Annotated in this window: 19 protein-coding genes; 12 read left to right on the forward strand and 7 right to left on the reverse strand. The window is 59.8% G+C overall.

Going from position 1 to position 20,050, the window contains the following annotated elements:
- The first annotated feature begins 38 nt into the window (after positions 1-38).
- Both SynA1560_RS13495 and SynA1560_RS13500 read left to right on the forward strand, forming a co-directional pair.
- Positions 39-1,058, forward strand: a complete 1,020-nt coding sequence (locus tag SynA1560_RS13495) for an RpoD/SigA family RNA polymerase sigma factor (RefSeq protein ID WP_186469723.1) — start codon at positions 39-41, stop codon at positions 1,056-1,058.
- Positions 1,059-1,062: 4 nt separating this feature from the next.
- Positions 1,063-1,707 (forward strand): diacylglycerol/polyprenol kinase family protein, encoded by a 645-nt coding sequence (locus tag SynA1560_RS13500; RefSeq protein ID WP_255476991.1) that lies wholly within the window; start codon positions 1,063-1,065, stop codon positions 1,705-1,707.
- Here the strand turns inward: SynA1560_RS13500 and SynA1560_RS13505 are convergent.
- Both SynA1560_RS13505 and SynA1560_RS13510 read right to left on the reverse strand, forming a co-directional pair.
- Complete coding sequence (locus tag SynA1560_RS13505; RefSeq protein WP_186469724.1) at positions 1,704-2,024, reverse strand: hypothetical protein; 321 nt, start codon at positions 2,022-2,024, stop codon at positions 1,704-1,706. The two genes, SynA1560_RS13500 and SynA1560_RS13505, sit on opposite strands and share 4 nt — an antisense overlap.
- A gap of 104 nt (positions 2,025-2,128) precedes the next feature.
- The gene (locus SynA1560_RS13510) at positions 2,129-3,208 is read right to left on the reverse strand and encodes a 3-deoxy-7-phosphoheptulonate synthase (protein ID WP_186469725.1); all 1,080 of its coding nucleotides are present in this window, start codon (positions 3,206-3,208) and stop codon (positions 2,129-2,131) included.
- A gap of 114 nt (positions 3,209-3,322) precedes the next feature.
- On the opposite strand from SynA1560_RS13510, the gene acnB reads away from it, so the two are divergent.
- Genes acnB through SynA1560_RS13525 form a run of 3 tightly spaced genes read left to right on the forward strand, consistent with a single transcriptional unit; the run spans position 3,323 to position 9,075 of the window.
- Entirely contained in the window at positions 3,323-5,923 is a 2,601-nt protein-coding gene (gene acnB, locus SynA1560_RS13515; protein WP_186500797.1) for a bifunctional aconitate hydratase 2/2-methylisocitrate dehydratase, read from the forward strand.
- An 18-nt stretch (positions 5,924-5,941) separates the two neighbouring features.
- Positions 5,942-7,426 carry a ClC family H(+)/Cl(-) exchange transporter gene (locus tag SynA1560_RS13520; protein ID WP_186500798.1) on the forward strand — a complete coding sequence of 495 codons (1,485 nt, stop codon included), beginning with the start codon at positions 5,942-5,944 and terminating at the stop codon, positions 7,424-7,426.
- A 56-nt stretch (positions 7,427-7,482) separates the two neighbouring features.
- Entirely contained in the window at positions 7,483-9,075 is a 1,593-nt protein-coding gene (locus SynA1560_RS13525) for a radical SAM protein (RefSeq protein WP_255477154.1), read from the forward strand.
- Here SynA1560_RS13525 and SynA1560_RS13530 read toward each other — a convergent pair.
- Together SynA1560_RS13530 and purU are read right to left on the reverse strand one after the other, a co-directional pair.
- The gene (locus tag SynA1560_RS13530; protein ID WP_255476992.1) at positions 9,023-10,276 is read right to left on the reverse strand and encodes an O-antigen ligase; all 1,254 of its coding nucleotides are present in this window, start codon (positions 10,274-10,276) and stop codon (positions 9,023-9,025) included. The two genes, SynA1560_RS13525 and SynA1560_RS13530, sit on opposite strands and share 53 nt — an antisense overlap.
- Positions 10,277-10,302: 26 nt before the next feature.
- A complete protein-coding gene (purU, locus tag SynA1560_RS13535; protein WP_186469729.1) occupies positions 10,303-11,157 on the reverse strand; it encodes a formyltetrahydrofolate deformylase in 855 nt (284 codons plus the stop codon).
- A gap of 248 nt (positions 11,158-11,405) precedes the next feature.
- On the opposite strand from purU, the gene psbQ reads away from it, so the two are divergent.
- From psbQ to pstS, 3 genes are all read left to right on the forward strand, one after another.
- On the forward strand, positions 11,406-11,864 hold the full coding sequence (gene psbQ, locus SynA1560_RS13540; protein WP_186469731.1) for a photosystem II protein PsbQ: 459 nt from the start codon (positions 11,406-11,408) through the stop codon (positions 11,862-11,864).
- 17 nt (positions 11,865-11,881) lie between these two features.
- Positions 11,882-12,964: an FAD-binding oxidoreductase gene (locus SynA1560_RS13545; RefSeq protein ID WP_255477155.1), complete on the forward strand. Its 1,083-nt coding sequence runs from the start codon at positions 11,882-11,884 to the stop codon at positions 12,962-12,964.
- Between the two features lie 75 nt (positions 12,965-13,039).
- Entirely contained in the window at positions 13,040-14,041 is a 1,002-nt protein-coding gene (gene pstS, locus SynA1560_RS13550) for a phosphate ABC transporter substrate-binding protein PstS (RefSeq protein ID WP_186500799.1), read from the forward strand.
- Positions 14,042-14,212: 171 nt separating this feature from the next.
- On the opposite strand, the gene dnaK is transcribed toward pstS, so the two are convergent.
- Positions 14,213-16,117, reverse strand: coding sequence for a molecular chaperone DnaK (gene dnaK, locus SynA1560_RS13555; RefSeq protein ID WP_186469733.1), 1,905 nt, complete (start codon positions 16,115-16,117; stop codon positions 14,213-14,215).
- Positions 16,118-16,252: 135 nt separating this feature from the next.
- On the opposite strand from dnaK, the gene SynA1560_RS13560 reads away from it, so the two are divergent.
- The 4 genes from SynA1560_RS13560 to SynA1560_RS13575 all read left to right on the forward strand — a co-directional run bounded on the left by SynA1560_RS13560 (position 16,253) and on the right by SynA1560_RS13575 (position 18,539).
- Positions 16,253-17,146, forward strand: coding sequence for a shikimate dehydrogenase (locus SynA1560_RS13560; protein ID WP_186500800.1), 894 nt, complete (start codon positions 16,253-16,255; stop codon positions 17,144-17,146).
- Between the two features lie 52 nt (positions 17,147-17,198).
- Positions 17,199-17,663: a Tic20 family protein gene (locus SynA1560_RS13565; RefSeq protein ID WP_186500801.1), complete on the forward strand. Its 465-nt coding sequence runs from the start codon at positions 17,199-17,201 to the stop codon at positions 17,661-17,663.
- Positions 17,664-17,743: 80 nt separating this feature from the next.
- The gene (gene rpsF / locus SynA1560_RS13570) at positions 17,744-18,112 is read left to right on the forward strand and encodes a 30S ribosomal protein S6 (RefSeq protein WP_186469736.1); all 369 of its coding nucleotides are present in this window, start codon (positions 17,744-17,746) and stop codon (positions 18,110-18,112) included.
- Entirely contained in the window at positions 18,069-18,539 is a 471-nt protein-coding gene (locus tag SynA1560_RS13575) for a hypothetical protein (protein ID WP_255476993.1), read from the forward strand. The genes rpsF and SynA1560_RS13575 overlap by 44 nt, the downstream gene beginning before the upstream one ends.
- A gap of 34 nt (positions 18,540-18,573) precedes the next feature.
- Here SynA1560_RS13575 and SynA1560_RS13580 read toward each other — a convergent pair whose 3' ends face one another.
- Positions 18,574-19,779 (reverse strand): argininosuccinate synthase, encoded by a 1,206-nt coding sequence (locus SynA1560_RS13580; RefSeq protein WP_186500802.1) that lies wholly within the window; start codon positions 19,777-19,779, stop codon positions 18,574-18,576.
- A gap of 27 nt (positions 19,780-19,806) precedes the next feature.
- Positions 19,807-20,016 (reverse strand): hypothetical protein, encoded by a 210-nt coding sequence (locus SynA1560_RS13585; RefSeq protein WP_255476994.1) that lies wholly within the window; start codon positions 20,014-20,016, stop codon positions 19,807-19,809.
- Positions 20,017-20,050 lie beyond the last annotated feature (34 nt).

Below are 20,050 nucleotides of genomic sequence, written 5' to 3' on the forward strand. Positions count from 1 at the left end.
TAAATTTTGCCCAAATCTAATTTCAGGAGGCCAGGGTGATGGGGATCCCTCTGGAATCTGAAGAACTGACTCAAAAAGTCTCTTCTTCTGACCCTGTATTGCCGACCACAGGTCGACGAAACAGTGCTGCGCGTTCAAGAACTAGCTCCAGCCGCTCCTCAAAGCAGAGTGGTCGATTAGCCACCGATTCGATCGGCTACTACCTGAGCAGCATCGGACGCGTACCACTGCTAACGGCAGCCGAAGAGATCGAGCTGGCGCATCACGTGCAGGCCATGAAGGAACTTCTCGAGATACCCGAAGATGAGCGCACTCCGCGGCAGTGTCACCGCATCCGCATGGGCAAGCGTGCACGCGATCGAATGATGGCCGCCAATCTCCGCTTGGTCGTCAGTGTGGCAAAGAAATATCAGAACCAAGGCCTCGAACTGCTGGATCTGGTGCAAGAAGGTGCCATTGGTCTTGAGCGTGCGGTCGACAAATTCGACCCCGCCATGGGCTACAAGTTTTCCACCTACGCCTATTGGTGGATTCGCCAAGGGATGACCAGGGCCATCGACAACAGCGCCCGCACCATTCGTCTCCCGATTCACATCAGTGAAAAACTGTCGAAGATGCGGCGCATCACCCGTGAGCTGTCGCATCGATTCGGTCGGCAACCCAATCGCTTGGAGTTGGCGAGCGCCATGGGGATCGAGCCCCGCGACCTTGAGGATCTGATTGCCCAGAGTGCGCCCTGCGCCTCACTTGATGCCCACGCGCGTGGCGAAGAAGATCGCAGCACCCTTGGCGAATTGATTCCAGACCCCAACGGGGCGGAACCGATGGAAGGGATGGATCGGAGCATCCAGAAAGAACACCTGGGAGGCTGGCTTTCGCAACTCAACGAGCGAGAGCAAAAAATCCTCAAACTGCGTTTCGGCCTGGATGGTGCTGAGCCTTTGACCTTGGCCGAAATCGGTCGTCAAATCAATGTGTCGCGTGAGAGGGTCCGTCAGCTCGAGGCCAAGGCCATTCTGAAGCTGCGTGTGATGACCAATCACCAGAAGGCAGCCTGAGACCTTGCTTCTATCTCTGCTGATCATCAGCACCTGGATGCTCCTGGTGCTGTCAACAGCAGTGATCTGCAAACGACAGTGGCCTCAGCGCCGAGAACTCAGCCGCAAGATTGTCCACATCGGCACAGGTCCGGTGATCGCTTTGGCCTGGTGGCTTGAGATTCCTCAATCGATCGCGTTGACCGTGGCGGTAGCAGTCACCTTGATCACTGCAATCAACCACCGCTGGAAACTGCTCCCCGCCGTTGAGGATGTTGATCGCCAGAGCTACGGAACTGTGGCGTATGGGCTTGCAATAACGCTTCTGCTGGCCTTGTTTTGGCCTGATCAAGCGATTGCCGCCTGTGCCGGTGTGCTTGTGATGGCCTTCGCCGATGGCTTAGCAGGCTTGGTGGGTCGTGGGATCGAGTCAGCGAGCTGGACGTTTTGGCAACAACACAAGTCCGTTGCTGGCACATTGACGATGGCTGTGGTCACTGCCTTGGTGTTGACAGGACTGGCACTGGTGAGCCAAAGCCCTTTGCATCCCCTACGACTGTCTGCGGTCTGTGCCATGGCAGTGGGCCTAGAGCAACTAAGCCGCTGGGGAATCGACAACCTCAGCGTGCCATTGGCCGTGGGTTTGTGCTGGTCCTGGATGGTGATCTAAGCGCGAAGCAGACGCTCCATGTGCCGACACCAGTCACCCCTGCTACCCAAAGCTGCCACAAGCGTCTGATCATCGGGCAGGTCATGCAATCGCATCTGCCAGAGCTGAATCTGTGCAGCCTGACCCACCCAGAAATGCATCACCTGCTGGTGCAGGGCATCAACATCCCAATGCTGCTGATGGGCTACGCCCTGTGACCAACCCAGCAGATCGTCCAACTGAAGCGGTCGAAATCCTCGCACCCACAATCCACTGTCGCGATCCAGTTCATACAAACGAAGTGGATCGCCAAAACCAAAGATATGCAACCCGATCATTGAGCCAACCTCCAAGAGGATTGAGCCCAAAATAAACACATCAAATTTAAGCAAAGTTCAATTTGAACAGATGACTTAAAAGGCCAAAAACGTCCGACTGAGTTTCAAGAAACTGGCACTCCTATCGAGCGAGTGCCAACTTTTTTCACCGCATTGGCCAGTTCGTCCAGCAAATCAGCCGTTGTTTCAAGGCTGATGCAAGCATCGGTGACGCTTTGGCCGTAAGTCAGAGCGGAGCGATCAGAACTGATCTTCTGATTCCCTTCCACGAGATGACTTTCCAGCATCACGCCCATGACGTGGGTTGAACCCTGCTCGACCTGAGACGCCACCGCCCTAAGAACGTCACCTTGACGGCGGTAATCCTTGTTCGAATTGCCATGACTGCAATCCACCATCAACCGATCGGGCAGACCTGCAGCATCCAGTTCAGCCGCCGCGTCCTGAATCGCTTCAAGGTGATAGTTGGTGCCTCGATTGCCGCCCCGGAGCACTAAGTGACCATCCGGATTGCCGGTGGTGCTCACGATGGAGGCGTGACCCTCACGATTGATTCCCAGAAAATGATGCGGCTTTGAAGCTGCCTGCATCGCATTGATCGCAATGGCGGCACTTCCATCGGTGCTGTTTTTGTAGCCGATCGGCATCGACAATCCTGAGGCCATCTCACGGTGGGTCTGACTTTCAGTGGTTCGGGCACCAATGGCCGTCCAACCAATGAGATCAGCAATGTATTGAGGCACCACAGGGTCGAGCAGTTCCGTGGCTGCGGGCATGCCATCTCTGGCCAGATCCAGCAGCAAGGCACGGGCCATGCGCAAGCCGGTGTTGATGTCGTAGGAACCGTCGAGATGAGGGTCGTTAATCAGCCCCTTCCAACCGACTGTGGTCCGAGGTTTCTCGAAATAAACCCGCATCACCACTTCCAGTTCCGCAGCGTGGCGTTCCCTTAAGGACGCCAATCTCCGTGCGTAATCGCGGGCGGCACCGACGTCGTGTACGGAGCACGGTCCAACGATCACAAGCAGACGATGATCCAAACCACGAAGGATGGCCTGAATGCGACCTCGTGCAGTAGCCACTGTTTCCGTCGCCTTGGCATCGATGGGTAAATCGCGATGCAGCAATGCCGGAGGCACCAATGGCCGAGTGTCCACCACATGCAGATCGTGAGTGGTGGTCATGCTCCAAACCAGGAATTCACTCAGACTACGCAAGGTGCATGCATCTGCTTAACAGCGGTTCGGAACGGTGACGCAGGACAATGGAATCGCTTTGACGTTCCTGCACCGAATCCGATGCTGAGCACTTACCGCGAGAACGCCGCCCAACGCCTGTCCCAAGGCATCCCGGCACTGCCTCTGAATGCCTCCCAGACCCAGGCGCTCACGGAGCTGCTGCAGAACCCTCCCGCTGGAGAAGAGGACGAACTGCTGCATCTGCTCAGCGAACGAATTCCGCCTGGAGTGGATGAAGCGGCCTACGTCAAAGCCACTTGGCTCAGCGCCGTGGCCCAGGGTGAAGCCGAGAGCCCACTGGTCTCTGCCTTGGACGCCACCCGACTGCTGGGAACCATGGTTGGTGGTTACAACGTTGCAGCACTGATTGAACTGCTCAAGCACGACGAGGAAGCTCTGGCCTTGTGCGCTGCGGAAGGTCTCAGTCGCACCCTGCTGGTGTACGACGCCTACAACGAAGTAATGGAGCTGGCGTCCACCAACCGCTTTGCCAAACAAGTGGTCGACAGTTGGGCTGCAGGGGAATGGTTCACATGCAAACCAGAATTGGCCAGCGAAATCACTGTCACCGTGTTCAAGGTTGACGGGGAAACCAACACGGATGACCTGTCACCAGCCACCCATGCCACCACCCGGCCGGACATCCCGCTCCATGCCCTAGCCATGCTGGAAACCCGAGATCCTGATGGCCTGAACACCATCAAGACGCTCAAGCAAAAAGGCCATCCCGTGGCCTACGTGGGTGATGTGGTGGGCACCGGCAGCTCCCGCAAGAGCGCCATCAATTCGGTGCTGTGGCACACGGGGAACGCCATTCCTTATGTGCCGAACAAAAAAGCCGGCGGCGTGATTCTCGGGGGCAAGATTGCGCCGATCTTTTTCAACACAGCGGAAGACTCCGGCGCGCTGCCGATTGAATGTGACGTCACCACCCTCAAAAGCGGTGATGTGATCACCATCCGGCCCCATGCCGGAACGATCGAGCGAGCTGCCGGTGAAACCAATGCCGGTGAAATCATTGCCCGCTTCGAGCTCAAGCCGAGCACCATCAGCGATGAGGTGCGCGCTGGCGGCCGCATCCCTCTGATGATCGGCCGTGCCCTCACCGACAAGGTGCGCAACCAGCTAGGTCTTCCCTCCTCCGACCTGTTCATCCGTCCTTCGGCCCCAGCGGACACCGGCAAGGGCTTCACGCTGGCCCAGAAGATGGTGGGCAAAGCCTGTGGACTCCCGGGTGTACGCCCGGGAACCAGCTGCGAACCACTGATGACGACCGTCGGGTCCCAGGACACCACCGGTCCGATGACCCGGGACGAGATGAAGGAACTGGCCTGCCTGGGCTTCTCCTCGGATCTGGTGATGCAGAGCTTCTGCCACACCGCCGCCTATCCCAAGCCCGTCGACCTGCAAACCCAGAAAGAACTGCCGGATTTCTTCGCCCAGCGAGGCGGTGTCGCCCTGCGACCAGGCGACGGCATCATCCACAGCTGGCTGAACCGCATGCTCCTACCCGACACCGTGGGCACGGGCGGTGACAGCCACACCCGCTTCCCACTGGGGATCTCCTTCCCGGGTGGCTCAGGGGTGGTGGCCTTCGCAGCCGCGATCGGTGCCATGCCGCTCGACATGCCCGAGTCAGTGCTGGTGCGCTTCCGTGGCTCGCTACAACCAGGCGTCACCCTGCGCGATGTGGTGAATGCCATTCCCTGGGTGGCGATTCAGAGAGGCCTGCTCACCGTTGAAAAAGCCAACAAGAAGAACCTGTTCAATGGCCGGATCATGGAGATTGAAGGTCTCCCTGACCTGAAGCTGGAACAGGCTTTCGAACTCACCGACGCCAGCGCCGAGCGCTCCTGCGCCGGCTGCACCATCAAGCTTTCCGAAGCCACGGTGAGCGAGTACCTGCGCAGCAATGTGGCGCTCCTCAAAAACATGATTGCCCGGGGCTACAGCGATGCCCGGACCCTGGCGCGGCGCATCAAGGCCATGGAGACCTGGCTGGAGAACCCCCAGCTGATGAGTGCTGACACAGACGCAGAGTACGCAGAGGTGCTGGAGATCAACCTCGACGAGCTCACGGAACCGGTGGTGGCCTGCCCCAACGACCCCGACAACGTGAAGCTGCTCAGCGAGGTGGCTGGTGATCCCGTGCAGGAGGTGTTCATCGGCTCCTGCATGACCAACATCGGCCACTACCGTGCCGCGGCCAAGGTGCTTGAAGGCGCCGGCCAAAACTCGGCACGCCTCTGGGTCTGCCCGCCCACCCGCATGGATGAGGAGACGCTGAAGGCCGAGGGCTACTACGCCACCTTTGAGGCGGCCGGCTCCAGGATGGAGATGCCCGGCTGCTCCCTGTGCATGGGCAACCAGGCCCGCGTCGAAGACGACACCACGGTCTTCTCCACGAGCACCCGCAACTTCAACAACCGCCTGGGCAAAGGGGCCCAGGTGTATCTCGGCAGCGCCGAACTGGCGGCGGTCTGCGCACAGCTAGGTCGGATCCCCACCCCCGATGAGTACCGAAGCATCGCAGCGGAGAAAATCGATCCCCTCTCCGATGAGTTGTACCGCTATCTGAACTTCGATCAGATCTCAGGTTTCGAAGACGAAGGTCGGATTGTGAGTGTTGATGAGGAGGCTCAGATGCTGGCTGGGGCCTGAACCCAGACCAGCAACGACATGGCAGTTCTGAGTGACCTGAAACAACGCCGGCATCAGCGCGGATCCAGCCGCAGCATCCGCCGCCTGCTGGAACGCCGTTGGTGGGTGGTGGTGCTGGCGTTGATGCTCACTGGCTTGGGTGCAGCCCTCACAGGCGTGCTGTTCAAGGCCGGTCTCAAACTGCTAGGTGGTTGGCGACTGGAGCTGCTGGCCGAGTACCCCGCCTGGATGGTGCTGCCCTGTCTGGGGGGCTTGGGCGGTCTGGTTTCCGGCCTGCTGGTGTCACGGCTGGCACCGGCGGCCGGTGGTTCAGGCATCACCCACATCATGGGATTTTTAAAACACCGGGCTGTGCCCATGGGCCTTCAGGTGGGCCTGGTGAAACTGGTGGGTGGCATCGTGGCCATTGGCAGTGGTTTCCCGCTCGGTCCTGAAGGCCCTGCCGTGCAGATGGGTGGTTCCGTGGCCTGGCAGATGGCCCGCTGGCTGAAGGCACCGGTGGCCTTTCGCCGTGTGATCGTTGCTGCAGGGGGCGGCGCCGGCATCGCAGCGGTGTTCAGCGCGCCGATCGGAGGATTTGTCTATGCCGTGGAGGAACTACTCCACTCCGCCAGGCCAGTAGTCCTGCTGCTAGTGATCGTCACCACCTTCTGGGCCGATGCCTGGGCCGATGTGCTGGGACTGCTAGGCATTAGTCCTGCCACCGGTGGCCTGGATGCCACCCAAGGGTTCCTCCTGGAACGGGAATACACACCCATGGTGAGCTTTTTGCCCATCGATCTGGGCTATCTGATCGGACTTGGCGTGGTGGTGGGCGTGCTGGCAGAGATCTACTGCCGCTACGTGCTGGCCATGCAACGCAAGGGAAATGCCTGGTTCGGTGATCGTCTGGTGCTGCGAATGGTGATCAGCGGATGTGTGCTTGGCAGCGTGTATGCATTCCTGCCCGAAGCCTTCCGGGATCTGGAAGGACTTCAGCATCTGATCGGCGCTGGCGAAGCCGACATCCCGATGGCTCTAGGCACGTTCACTGTGCTCTTCTTCAGCACCGGTCTTGCGGCGGCGTCCGGCGCCCCAGGCGGTCTGTTCTTTCCGATGCTCACCCTGGGAGGCGCCATCGGCCTGGCCTGCGGCATCTGGGTTGAAGCGCTCACCGGTCACGTCCCCAGCACCTATGTGTTCGCGGGCATGGGTGCCTTCGTGGCCGGCTGCTCACGCACACCGATCACGGCCATGTTTCTGGCCTTCGCCCTTACCAAGGATCTGCTGATTCTCAAACCGATCTTGGTGGCCTGTCTTGCCAGCTTCTTGGTGGCACGTCTCTTTGATGACCGCTCCATCTATGAACGCCAGCTGGGCAGGGAACTGCTGGAAGAGGATCACCTGGAAGCACGCCGTGAGCGACGTGGCGGCATTCACCACGCCTGGGAGGGATCAATCCGCAGGCGCGCCTTCACCGCCCCGCCTCCACCGACCCCTCCCGACCCACCGAACGAGTCCTGAACAAGGAAACCCTGCTGTTTGATCCGGCTGTGCCGGAACCGGGCGCCCTGCGCACGGTGCTGGCTTTTCCCAGCACCTACACCGTCGGCATCACCAGCCTCGGCTATCAGATCGTGTGGGCCACCCTGGCCATGCGGTCTGACCTAGACGTGCGTCGCCTGTTCACCGACCAGGGCGATCCACAACACCGCCGCTGTGAGCTGTTCGGTCTCTCCTTGAGCTGGGAGCTCGATGGGCCCGTGCTGCTGGATCTTCTGGAACAGCAAAGGATTCCTATCTGGAGTGATCAACGATCGGATGATGACCCAATCGTGTTCGGAGGTGGGCCTGTGCTCACCGCCAATCCCGAACCACTCGCCCCCTTTTTTGATGTGGTGCTGCTGGGAGACGGCGAAGACCTGCTGCCAGCCTTCATCGATGCCTTGCAGGAGGTCCGAGGCGAACCGCGTGCTGCGCGTCTGCGTCATCTGGCTCAAGTCCCCGGCATTTACGTGCCCTCGCTCTATGCACCCCGCTACGACAGCGATGGAGAGCTGCTGAGCATTGATCCGATCGAGACCGGACTGCCGGCCACCATCAGCAAACAAACCTGGCGAGGCAACAGCCTCAGTCATTCCACGGTGATCACGCCGGAATCGGCCTGGCCCGACATTCACATGGTCGAAGTGGTGCGCAGCTGCCCAGAACTGTGCCGGTTCTGTCTGGCGAGTTATCTAACGCTGCCCTTCCGCACGCCGTCGCTCGACGATGGGCTAATCCCAGCGGTGGAAACAGGACTTTCAGCAACCCGCAGATTGGGCTTACTCGGCGCATCCGTCACCCAGCATCCCCAGTTCACTGACCTGCTCTCTTGGCTCGGGCAGGACCGCTTTGACGATGTGCGCGTCAGTGTCAGCTCCGTCCGAGCGGCAACCGTGACTCCAGAGCTGGCCAGCGGGCTGGCCAACCGAGGCAGCAAATCTCTAACGATCGCGATCGAAAGCGGCAGCGAACGGATGCGCGAGGTGGTGAACAAGAAGCTCAGCAATGAAGAGATTCATGCGGCTGCACGCCATGCCAAGCAAGGAGGACTGAAGGCCCTGAAGCTCTATGGCATGGTCGGGCTGCCCAGCGAACAGGACGACGACGTTGAATCCACAGCGGATCTGCTGCTTCAGCTCAAACAAACAACTCCTGGCCTTCGCTTGACCTTGGGGGTCAGCACCTTTGTTCCCAAGGCCCAGACCCCGTTTCAATGGCAGGGCGTTAGACCGGAAGCGGAGAAACGCCTCAAACGATTGGCCAAGCGGCTGAAGCCCAAGGGGATCGATCTGAGGCCAGAAAGCTACGGCTGGAGTGTGATCCAGGCGCTGATCTCACGCAGCGACCGACGCCTGGCATCGGTGATCGTTGCCGTGCGCGGATCACAGGAAAGCCTGGGTGGCTGGAAAAAGGCCTACCGCAGCGCGCGGTCCGGAGACCTACCGGCGGCCGTCAGCGCCGGGGTTGAGATGCCGCTGCCTCCCCCCTGGGACGAGGTGATTCATCAACGCTGGAACGACTCCACCGTGCTGCCCTGGGATCACCTCAATGGCCCGCTGGGCCGCACAACGCTCCTCAAACATCAGGAGCAAGCGTTGTCGTTGACTGATCCGGGCGGTCTGGACTGAACGAGGCACGCAAACCCGCGAGCAAGATCCAGCCAGCGATGTTCAATCGGCTGTCAAAAAACGGCAGATCCGTGCCGTGCAAAACCAGCAAGATCAGCAGTGCTGCCCACCAGGCACGATCGAACAAGCCTGAAAGGCCACGGCGCAGGCTCACCACCATCAACACCAGCACCAGGCCAATCACCAGGCTGGCTGCGGGCAGACCATGGCTGGTGGCGAGTTCGAGCGGCAGGTTATGAGCATGGCCATGCCACTGTCCGGTGCGCAGGGGATAAATGATCGAAAACGCCGCAGCTCCCCAACCGAGCCAGGGGCGTTCAGAGATCAACTGAAGCGCCACGGTCCACTGGCTGATGCGCGTAGAGGCCAGAACCCGCTCACCGGCGTACTGGCTGTCGTTCAAGCGGGCCCAGAGAGCATCCGGCACCACCTGCCGAGCTGGGTCCTGAAGAAAGGCCGGCATGCCTGGGAGCACGGAAACCACAACCGGCAGGAGCGCCAAAGCCAAAAGCGGGACCAACCAGGGCCAACTGGGCGGGCCCAGCACCACCGGGACAGCCAGCACAAGCGCACCCCAGCCATTCCGTGATTCGGTAAGCACCAGACCCACCACTAAGGCGATGGCCAGAACGAGCACGACAAGACGCTGTCGCTGCTTCAGACCTGGCTGAACCAGAGCCGCCAGGGCCAGAGGCCAGACCATCGCCAACCAGGCTGAAGCGATGTTGGCGTAATCGAAGAGACCCGAGAGTCGTCCTTCCGGCTTCCCACCGGGTTCCACAAACCAAACGATGAGGCCACCCAGCAATTCCCAGGGGCCTGCCCAGCCCCACCAAAGCTGACCCAAGCCAGTGGTCAACACCGGAACGGTGCCGGCCACAAGCCAGAGACTGCAACGACGCCGGGCAGTTGTGCTGATCACGTAGGGCTGAAACCCCCAAAACCCCCAGAAGAAGGGAAGCCAATTGGCCAACCCAGCCCAGGCAAGGCCCTGAGCTTCGGCCAGAAAGCAACCGAACGCCATCAGAACTCCCGCCACGATTAACGGGAAATTCCAGGGATCTCGCCAGAAAGCACGCTCCCGGCCGACACTGCCGAACAGCAGGGCGGGGAACAGAAACAGGGCTCCCAGCAGAGCCGTGGATGGCAGCAGAAACAACCCCAGCTGGAAGCAGCGCCATCCCAGTGGAGATGCGGTCATGGGACGACCACGATCAAGCCAGCTCATCATGCGAACACAGCCGTGCGACCGCGGTAAACCATCACCTGGCGTCGCAGGTGAAGGCGGAGGGCACGGGCGAGAGCAAGACGTTCCGTGTCTCGACCCTTGCGAATCAGATCACCCACCTCATCACGATGGCTGACATGAGCAATGGTCTGCTCAATGATCGGACCGTCATCGAGTTCTTCGGTGACGTAATGGGCTGTGGCACCGATCAGCTTGACCCCGCGTTCCCAGGCCCGGTGATAAGGCTGAGCTCCCTTGAATGCCGGCAAGAAGGAATGGTGGATGTTGATCACACCCGGAAAACGCTCCAGGAAGTTGCCACTCAACACCTGCATGTATTTGGCGAGCACAGCCAGCTCCACACGATGCTCAGCTAACAACTTGAGAATGGTGGCTTCGGATTGTGCCTTGGTCTCGCGGGTGACCGGCACGTATTGAAAGGGAACCCCGAAGTCGTTGCAGCAGCTTTCCAGATCGGGATGATTGGCGATGACCAGCGGAACCTGCATCGGGAGCTCACCGCTGCGTGCCCTCCAAAGCAGATCCAGCAAGCAATGGTTCTGTTTGCTCACCAGGATGGCCACCCGCGGATGGTCATCGGAGAAGTGAAGCTGCGCTTCTCCCCCCAGGCGTTCTGCCAGGGACTGGACTGCAGGCCCAATGGCCTCCCGCGGCAGACCGAACCCCTCCAAACCCCATTCAATCCGGCTGAGAAACAAACCAGCGCCAGCATCCGTGTGATGGTCGGCGTGATGAATGTTGCCCCCATTGGCAGCCACCCAACCAGCGAGCTCACTGACGAGTGCCGGACGATCAGGGCAGATCAGCTGCAGGATGACCGAAACGGAGGACAAGGTCGGACAGGAATACAGCCTTAATTGTGCGCCTGGACGAACCCCAGCCTGGTCGTCAGGTCATGGCCGATGCAGGATTGGATCACCGCGCATGGCCGCTCGCGTTTGCACCGCGATGGGGGATGTCGGGACCCCAATCGTCCGCACCCTGACGTCAGCCATGGAAACCTGACCACTGAGCGCCAACGTCCACTGGATCCCATCCACGGACGTCACGGTTAAAGTCGCGACGCTTCTTGTGATTTCCAATGCTGAGCGCCCTGCGTCGCCTAGCCGCCTTCTGCCTCTGTCTGGCTTTGTGCTTCGGCCTGGCCTCCTGTGACGGCAGCGCCAAGGCCAAGACAGCCACGATTAGCCCTGATGACATGGCTGTGATCCGCCGTCAGGCCGAGGGATTCACCGAAGCCAAGGATCGTCTTCCCGAATTGGCGAAGCTGGTAAATCAGCGGGATTGGACCTTCACCCGCAATCTGATTCACGGCCCGATGCAGGAAGTGGGACGGGAAATGCTTTATATCAACCAGCGCCTGCTTCCCCAGGATCGCGCTGCCGCTAACGACCTGGCCTCATCTCTGAAAGAGGCCCTGGCTGATCTTGATGAAGCGGCACGTCTTCAGGACGGTGCAAGGCTGCAAAAGGCCTATGTGGCTGTAGCCACCGGCTTCTCCAATTACGAACAAGTGATCCCAGCGCAGGCCCTGAGCTGACTGCAACCGTTGCCGTCATCGGCGCCGGTGTTGTCGGCACTGGCAGCGCTTGGCACCTCGCTGAACGAGGGCATCAAGTCGTCATTGCAGATCCCTCGCTGGCCAATCCAATCCCCGAGTCGACCAGTGGCCGGGATCTGAACGGGACGACAGCCTCCTTGGGCGTGTTGATGGGCCATGCCTTCCGCCGATCCGGCGGCCGGGCCTGGAGACTCCGCCAACGCAGCATGGCCCTGTGGCCGAGCTGGTGCGAACGCCTCAATCACCCCGAAACACCGCTGGAGCTGCAGACACCGCTTATCCAACTGGCAAGTCATGCAGACGAAGCCGCTCGCTTGCGACAACTCGCGGCATCCCGTCCAGAGTCGGGGCTCCAGTTTGTGGAGAACGACCGTCTGCCCCAGGCCAAACCCGACTGGCCTCAGCCGGGATATGGAGCAATGCGCTCCGAGCACGACGGGCGTGTGGATCCCCTGCCGCTGCTGAAGGCCCTCAGGCGTCGACTCGCTATCGCAGGGGTCGACCAGCTGACCACCTGCGTCGAGAGCCTTGAGCGCCTCAGCAGCGGCAGACATGGCTGGCAAATCCACAGCCAGGATGGCCACAGCCGCAAGGTTGACTTTGTTGTGATCTGCTCGGCACTGGGCAGCCAAGGGCTGCTGCAACCCCTCGGTCACGACCGTCCAATGGATGCCGTCCTCGGTCAGGTGCTCGACCTAGCCATCGACCGCACCCCCAACGCCTGGGCCTCATGGCCTGCGGTGCTCACCTGCGCTGGCATCAACCTGATTCGGCACAGCGGCAATCGCCTGTGGCTGGGGGCAACGCTGGAACCTGGAGACACTCTTGATCCATCAGCGGTTGAACTGATGCGCAGCCTGGAGGGCCTGGCACCGGAGTGGCTTCAAGAGGCGAAACTGATCGGTCAGTGGCACGGTTTGCGAGCACGTCCCAGAGATCGGCCGGCACCACTGCTGGAGACTCTGGAACCTGGCCTTTTGCTGGCTTCGGGGCATTACCGCAACGGTGTTTTACTCACACCTGCGACAGCAGAATGGATTGAAGAACAGATCGATAATTCAACGATAACCAGCCCTTAAATCTCAAGTGAAAGCCGCTGAAATAACGTTCGAGAGGAGCACAAATCCCGCTCCAAGGACTTCATACACGAGATCATGCCTCGCTCCTTCAACGCCCGGGCACTGTCTGCAGCCGCTTGTCTGACGGCTGGCCTGACCCTGGCGGCCTGCTCATCCGGAAGTGATAGCGGCGATCAGGTTAAGGGCAACCTGTCGGCAGCAGGTGCTTCCTTCCCTGCAGCCATCTACCAGCGCTGGTTCCAGGATTTGTCATCCAAAGGAGTCAACGTGAACTATCAATCGGTGGGTTCCGGCGCAGGTGTGCGTCAGTTCACGGCTGGCACTGTGGATTTCGGCGCTTCCGACAAACCGATGAAGCCTGAGGCCATCGCCAAAGTGAGCCGCGGTGTGGTGCAGATTCCGATGACCGCTGGTGCCATCGCTGTGGCCTACAACAACCCTTCTTGCAAGCTCGAGCTCACCCAAGATCAACTGGCTGCCATCTTCCTGGGCAAGATCACCAACTACAGCGAACTCGGCTGCGACGACAAGAAGATCAACGTGGTGCACCGCTCCGACGGCTCCGGCACCACCTTCAACTTCACCAATCACCTTTCGGCGATCAGCCCCGAGTGGAAAGCAAACGTGGGTGCTGACAAGTCGGTGAAATGGCCCACCGGCGTCGGTGCCAAGGGCAATGAAGGTGTCTCTGCTCAGCTCAACCAGATTGACGGCGGAATTGGCTACGTGGAGCTGGCCTACGTGAAAGGCGACCTCCAAGCAGCAGCTCTGCAAAACGCATCCGGTGCCAAGGTGATGCCCACCAATGCCACCGCTAGCGAAGCACTGGGCTCAATCGATCTCGGTCCCAACCTGATCGGCAGCAACCCCAATCCCGAAGGTGGATACCCGATCGTCACCTTCACCTGGGTGCTTGCCTACGAAACCGGCAACGACAACAACACCCCGGTTCTGAAGAAGACGTTCGAGTACATGCTCTCGGACGAGGCACAGTCGAAAGCTCCTGAACTGGGCTACGTCTCACTTCCGCCTGAAGTGGTCACCCAGGCCAAGGCTGCTGCTAACTCGATTAACTGAGGTCCCTCGGCTCCTACACCACGCAGCAATCAAGGGGGGGCTCATGCCCCCCTTTTTTTTTGGCCATCACGGATCCATCGTTGAAAGGATCAACAACAAAAATCCCCGCCTAACGAACAGGCGGGGAAGCGAATCATGAATGGGACACCCTCGAGAGGTGTCAACCCTTGATCACTTGGATTCGGTGAATTCGGCGTCGATCACATCATCACCGGCAGAACCACCAGCAGCCCCAGCTGCGGCATCGGCACCCGGAGCCGCAGCAGCCTCAGCTCCGGCCTGCTGATACACCGAGGCACCAACGGTGTAGAGCTCCTGCTGCAGTTCTTCCAGCAGGGTCTTCATGGCGTCGTAGTCCTCCTTCTCGGTGGCTTCTTTGAGCTTGGTGCGCTTCTCATCAACCTTGGCCTTCGCGTCGGCCTCCACCTTGTCGCCGAGCTCATCCATCTGCTTTTCAGCCTGATAAACAAGGGTCTCAGCCTGGTTCTTGAGGTCAATTTTTTCGCGCTTCTCCTTATCAGCGCTGGCGTTGGCCTCGGCGTCCTTGACCATGGACTCCACTTCGGAATCACTGAGCGTGGAGGCACCAGTGATCGAGATGGACTGTTCCTTGCCGCTGCCCTTGTCCTTAGCGGTCACGCTGAGAATTCCGTTGGCATCGATGTCGAAGGTCACCTCGATCTGAGGCACACCCCGAGGAGCAGCAGGGATGCCATCCAGGCGGAAGGTTCCAAGGCTCTTGTTGTCGGATGCCATCTCGCGCTCACCCTGAAGCACGTGGATCTCCACGTTGGTCTGGCCATCCACAGCCGTGGAATAGGTCTCGGATTTCTTGGTGGGAACCGTGGTGTTCCGAGTGATCATCTTGGTCATCACGCCGCCGAGGGTTTCCACACCCAGAGAAAGCGGAGTGACGTCAAGCAGAAGGATGTCCTTCACTTCACCGGCCAATACACCGCCCTGAATGGCAGCACCCACTGCCACCACCTCGTCAGGATTGACAGTTTGGTTGGGATCCTTACCGGTGGTGCGCTTCACCAGCTCGAGCACTGCCGGGATGCGGGTGGAACCACCCACCATCACGATCTCGTCGAGCTCGCTGGAGGACAGCTTGGCGTCCTTGAGCGCCTGCTCCACCGGGATACGGCAGCGATCAATCAAGTTGGAGGCAAGCTCCTCGAATTTGGCCCGGGTGAGGGTGAGATCCAGGTGCTTGGGACCTTCCGGCGTAGCCGTAATGAACGGCAGGTTGATCTCGCTTTGAGTGGCGTTGGAGAGCTCGATCTTGGCTTTTTCAGCCGCTTCAGTGAGTCGCTGCAGAGCTTGCTTGTCCTGGCGCAGGTCAATGCCTTCATTGGACTTGAAGCTGTCAGCGAGGTGGTCAACGATCACCTTGTCGAAATCGTCACCACCCAGATGGGTATCACCGGAGGTGGACAGCACCTCAAACACACCATCGCCCACCTCCAAAACGGAGACGTCGAAGGTGCCGCCGCCCAGGTCAAAAACAAGGATGCGCTCGTTGCTCTTCTTGTCGAGGCCGTAAGCCAGAGCCGCAGCAGTGGGCTCGTTGATGATGCGCAGCACTTCTAGGCCGGCGATCTTGCCAGCGTCCTTGGTGGCCTGACGCTGGGAGTCGTTGAAATAGGCGGGAACCGTGATCACCGCCTGCGTGACGGATTCGCCCAGATACTTACCGGCATCTTCCGCCAGCTTGCGCAGAACCTGCGCAGACACCTCCTCGGGAGCGAACTGCTTCTCAAGAACAGGACACTTGACCTTCACGTTGGAGCCAGCCTTCTCGACCGTGTAGCTCACCTCTTTCGACTCTTCATTCACCTCGTCGACACGACGACCAATGAAGCGTTTGACGGAATAGAAGGTGTTGTCAGGGTTCATGACCGCCTGACGCTTGGCGATCTGACCCACCAGCTGATCCTGGTTCTTGGTGTAAGCCACCACCGAGGGCGTGGTGCGGAAGCCCTCGGCATTGGCGATCACGGTGGGCTTACCGCCCTCCATCACCGACACACAGCTGTTGGTGGTTCCGAGATCGATGCCGACAACCTTGCCCATCGGTGCCTCCTGACTCCGCGAATTGACTGATTAGATCCTTTGCATGATCGGTAGTCGGCTGGCTTTCAGGCGAGGTGTGGTTCCCGAACAGTCCGGCGACACAGCAGGCTGGAAGGCAGGTTCACAGGCAACGCAATGATCAGCGGAACCACAGGACTGGTCGGTCTGCTGGGACAGCCGGTGAGTCACTCCCTTTCACCGGTGATGCACAACGCGGCCCTAGAGGCCATGGCAATGGATTGGCGCTATTTGGCTCTGCCATGCCATGGCGCTGACCTGGGACGCGTGCTCGACGGACTTCAAGCCGTGGGCTGCCACGGGCTGAATGTGACCATCCCCCACAAACAAGCCGTGGCATCGCACTGCCAGGAGCTCAGCCCATTGGCAGCGCGCCTAGGAGCGGTCAACACACTGACCCCCCTGAGCGGCAATGGCTGGCATGGTCACAACACAGATGCCGAGGGATTTCTTGCCCCACTGCTCGACCAAGCCGACGCCTGGACAGGCTGCGACGCGATCGTGATGGGCTGTGGTGGCAGCGCTCGGGCCGTCGTGGCCGGTCTTCAACAACTGCCGCTAGCGACCATCTATGTGGCGGGCCGTCGACCCGACGCCTTGGAACAGTTCCTGGAGGATCTGGAAGAAGGAAGCAACGGCAGCGTGTCCCTCCATGGCATCCCCCTCGAAACCCAACGCCTGGCCGCACAGCTGAGCGGGTCGAAGCTGGTGGTGAACACCACGCCGGTGGGCATGCAGGGACACGGCGACAGCAATGCCATGCCTGTGGATGCTGATCTCTGGAACAAATTGGAACCGACCACGACCCTTTACGACCTGATCTACACACCGCGACCGACCCCATGGCTGCAGAGGGGACAGCAACGTGGATGTCAGACCATCGATGGCTTGGAAATGCTGGTGCAGCAGGGTGCGGCATCACTGCGCCGATGGTCGGGACGAAATGACGTCCCGACGTCGGTGATGCGCAAGGCTGCACTCGAACGCCTTAAAGCAAATCCCGCCGGCTGACAGCACCGACTGGATCCACAAGCCCTACGCTCGGGCCAAGCGCGACCCTGCAATGGCCATACCTGTCTGGCAACGGTTTCTGGGGCTGCTGGTGTATCTGCTGCCCTGGAGCGATGCGATCCCATTCGGCAGCCATCTGATGCTGCAATTCCCATGGCTGCAATGGATGACTCTTCCAGCACTGCCCCTGGTTCTGTTGGAACGGGGAATCCCGTTCGGCAACTTGCTGGTGTTCTTTCTGTTGTTCCTAGCAGTGGTGCGCAATCCAAACGTGCCCTACTTCCTGCGCTTCAACACGCTCCAAGCCCTGCTGGTGGACATCATCGTGGTGATCCTGGGCTATGCCTTCGCGATTTTGATCCAGCCGTTAGGCGGTGGACTGATGCTCCGCACCTTCTCCAGCACAGTAGTTGTGGCTGTTCTGGCGGTGCTGGTCTTCGCCTGGATCGAATGCATCCGTGGCCGAGAGCCTGATCTGCCCGGCCTGAGTCAGGCCGTACGGATGCAGCTCTACTGAGGTCTTCAACCCCAAAGAGATAGGCTGTTGGATCCGTCGCTCACCTGGGTGAGCCTTCAGTCCCTGTCGGATCTGTCTCCATGACCCAACAGCCTTATTATGAGACCATGTACATCCTCCGTCCGGACATTCCGGAGGAAGAGGTCGAGTCTCATCTCACCAAATACCGCGACATCCTTGTGGAAGCAGGCGCGGACGTGCTGGACAACCAGATGCGCGGCAAGCGTCGTTTGGCGTACCCGATCGCCAAGCACAAGGAAGGCATTTACGTGCAGCTGAGCCACAACGGCGATGGCCAGCAGGTGGCCGTTCTGGAAAAGGCCATGCGCCTGAGTGAGGACGTGATCCGGTATCTCACCGTCAAGCAAGACGGTCCTCTTCCGGCTCCCCGAGTGGTCCCTGGAAGTGAAGCTGCAGCGCAGCCTCAAACGGCTGAAGCGTCTGCCTGATCCAGACATTGTTGAACTGCTGACCGGGCGATACCGTCCGGTTATGCAGTTCCAGAGTTCAGGCCATCAGGCACCGGAGCCCCGCTGGAATGCTCCGGAAGCTGTTTCATCACCTGATCGCGAATTCGATCCAGAGGTTGATGCGTTGCGCGCGCGCATCGATGAACTCGAAACGATCGTGCATGACTACGAGGTTTTGCTTGAAGCGCTGCCGGACTTGTTCGAACGCAAATTTCAACAGCGCTTGGAACCGCTGATGGAGCGTTACCGACTGCTGGCCCGGGCGCAGCAACTGCTGGGTGAAGCAAACCTTCCCCTCATCGAGCAGCGGGAACCCCAGAGAAGCGATCACCATCTGCCCCTGCTTGAACGTTGGAGACAGGCACGCAGCCGCCGTCAAGGACGTTCCGAAAGAAACGCCGCTTGATCCGACAAAAATTGCATCCTCGGAATGTGAGCCTTCAACGGCGCCGGGCTGCCGACCAAAGGCGAATGGGCAATCCCCAGACGTAGATGAATCCTTCGGCAGCACGATGATCGAACTGATCGTCACTGCCGTAGGAAGCCATCTCAGGCACGTAGAGACTGCTGTCACTGGAGGCGCGGCCTGTGACGATCACGTTGCCCTTATGCAGTCGCAGCCTCACAACACCATGGACGTGGGCCTGGGTGCGATCCATGAAACCGTCCAGCGCTTCTTTCAGAGGTCCGAACCAGAGGCCCTGATACACGAGATCAGCCCACTGCATCTCCAATTGGCGCTTCGTGCGCAGCACGTCGGCCGCCAGGGTGAGGCTCTCCAGCTCCTGATGGGCCTGAATCAGCATCAACAGGCCAGGTGTTTCGTAAATCTCCCGACTCTTGATGCCAACCACACGGTTCTCGATCATGTCGAGGCGACCGATGCCATGCATCCCCGCCAAGCGGTTGGCCTCACGGATCAAGTCGACCGGTGTCATCCGCACGCCGTCGATGCTGACGGGGTTGCCGCCCTCAAAGCCAATCTCGATGTCCTGAGCCTCCGATGGCGCTGCATCCACGGAAACGCTCATGGCGAAAACCTCCTCTGGAGGGGCCACCATCGGGTCTTCCAGCGGGCCGGCCTCCACACTGCGGCCTAGCAGGTTGAGATCGATCGAATAGGGCGACTTCTTGCTCACCGGTGCGGGAATGCCACATCGTTCGCCATAGGCGATGGTCTCCTCACGGCTCATGCCCCATTCACGGGCCGGCGTGAGCACCTTTAAGTCTGGAGCCAGGGCTGCAATGGCCACATCAAAACGCACCTGATCGTTGCCTTTGCCGGTGCAGCCATGGGCGACGGCATCAGCGCCTACTTCACGGGCCACTTCCACCAGTCGTTGCGCAATCAGAGGCCGCGCCAGCGCCGTCGACAGGGGGTAGCGGCCCTCGTACAACGCATTGGCGCGAATCGCTGGAAACGCAAAGTCTTCGATGAAGGGCTGAATCAGATCTCCCACCATCGACTGGCTGGCACCGGCCTCCAATGCCTTGAGACGAATCGGCTCAAGTTCATCACCCTGGCCGAGGTCCGCCGCAAAGGTGATCACCTCTTCAACACCCCATTCCTGTTTGAGATAGGGGATGCAGACACTGGTATCCACACCACCGGAATACGCGAGCACAACCTTCTTGGCGCGTCCCATCAAGCGGACTCCTGATCTGTATCGGAACTACTCCGATTCTCCACTCCCGCGGGACGCCATCAGCAACCAACCGCCCATCAGCGCTGCAGGCATCAACAACAGCAGCAAAACAGGCGTTGCACTGATCTCGAGGGGCAGGGGATGCTGAACACCCCACAACCGAACCAATGCACTGATCACCAGCGCGAAACCCCACACGCAAGCGAGAAGAACCGCTTTCTTCACAGGGGTCGACAACACTGTCTCGTATATTGGTGGATTGGCTCCAGAG

Origin of the sequence: Synechococcus sp. A15-60 (assembly GCF_014280095.1) — a bacterium.
In the GTDB taxonomy this organism is placed as follows: Bacteria; Cyanobacteriota; Cyanobacteriia; order PCC-6307; family Cyanobiaceae; genus Synechococcus_C.

What these genes read in the sequence shown, in the direction of transcription:
- SynA1560_RS13495 (WP_186469723.1), top strand. Translation starts at nt 39, where the DNA reads ATGGGGATCCCTCTGGAATCTGAAGAACTGACTCAAAAAGTCTCTTCT.
- SynA1560_RS13505 (WP_186469724.1), bottom strand. Translation starts at nt 2,024, where the DNA reads ATGATCGGGTTGCATATCTTTGGTTTTGGCGATCCACTTCGTTTGTAT.
- SynA1560_RS13510 (WP_186469725.1), bottom strand. Translation starts at nt 3,208, where the DNA reads ATGACCACCACTCACGATCTGCATGTGGTGGACACTCGGCCATTGGTG.
- acnB (WP_186500797.1), top strand. Translation starts at nt 3,323, where the DNA reads ATGCTGAGCACTTACCGCGAGAACGCCGCCCAACGCCTGTCCCAAGGC.
- SynA1560_RS13520 (WP_186500798.1), top strand. Translation starts at nt 5,942, where the DNA reads ATGGCAGTTCTGAGTGACCTGAAACAACGCCGGCATCAGCGCGGATCC.
- SynA1560_RS13530 (WP_255476992.1), bottom strand. Translation starts at nt 10,276, where the DNA reads ATGACCGCATCTCCACTGGGATGGCGCTGCTTCCAGCTGGGGTTGTTT.
- psbQ (WP_186469731.1), top strand. Translation starts at nt 11,406, where the DNA reads ATGCTGAGCGCCCTGCGTCGCCTAGCCGCCTTCTGCCTCTGTCTGGCT.
- pstS (WP_186500799.1), top strand. Translation starts at nt 13,040, where the DNA reads ATGCCTCGCTCCTTCAACGCCCGGGCACTGTCTGCAGCCGCTTGTCTG.
- dnaK (WP_186469733.1), bottom strand. Translation starts at nt 16,117, where the DNA reads ATGGGCAAGGTTGTCGGCATCGATCTCGGAACCACCAACAGCTGTGTG.
- SynA1560_RS13560 (WP_186500800.1), top strand. Translation starts at nt 16,253, where the DNA reads ATGATCAGCGGAACCACAGGACTGGTCGGTCTGCTGGGACAGCCGGTG.
- SynA1560_RS13565 (WP_186500801.1), top strand. Translation starts at nt 17,199, where the DNA reads ATGGCCATACCTGTCTGGCAACGGTTTCTGGGGCTGCTGGTGTATCTG.
- rpsF (WP_186469736.1), top strand. Translation starts at nt 17,744, where the DNA reads ATGACCCAACAGCCTTATTATGAGACCATGTACATCCTCCGTCCGGAC.
- SynA1560_RS13580 (WP_186500802.1), bottom strand. Translation starts at nt 19,779, where the DNA reads ATGGGACGCGCCAAGAAGGTTGTGCTCGCGTATTCCGGTGGTGTGGAT.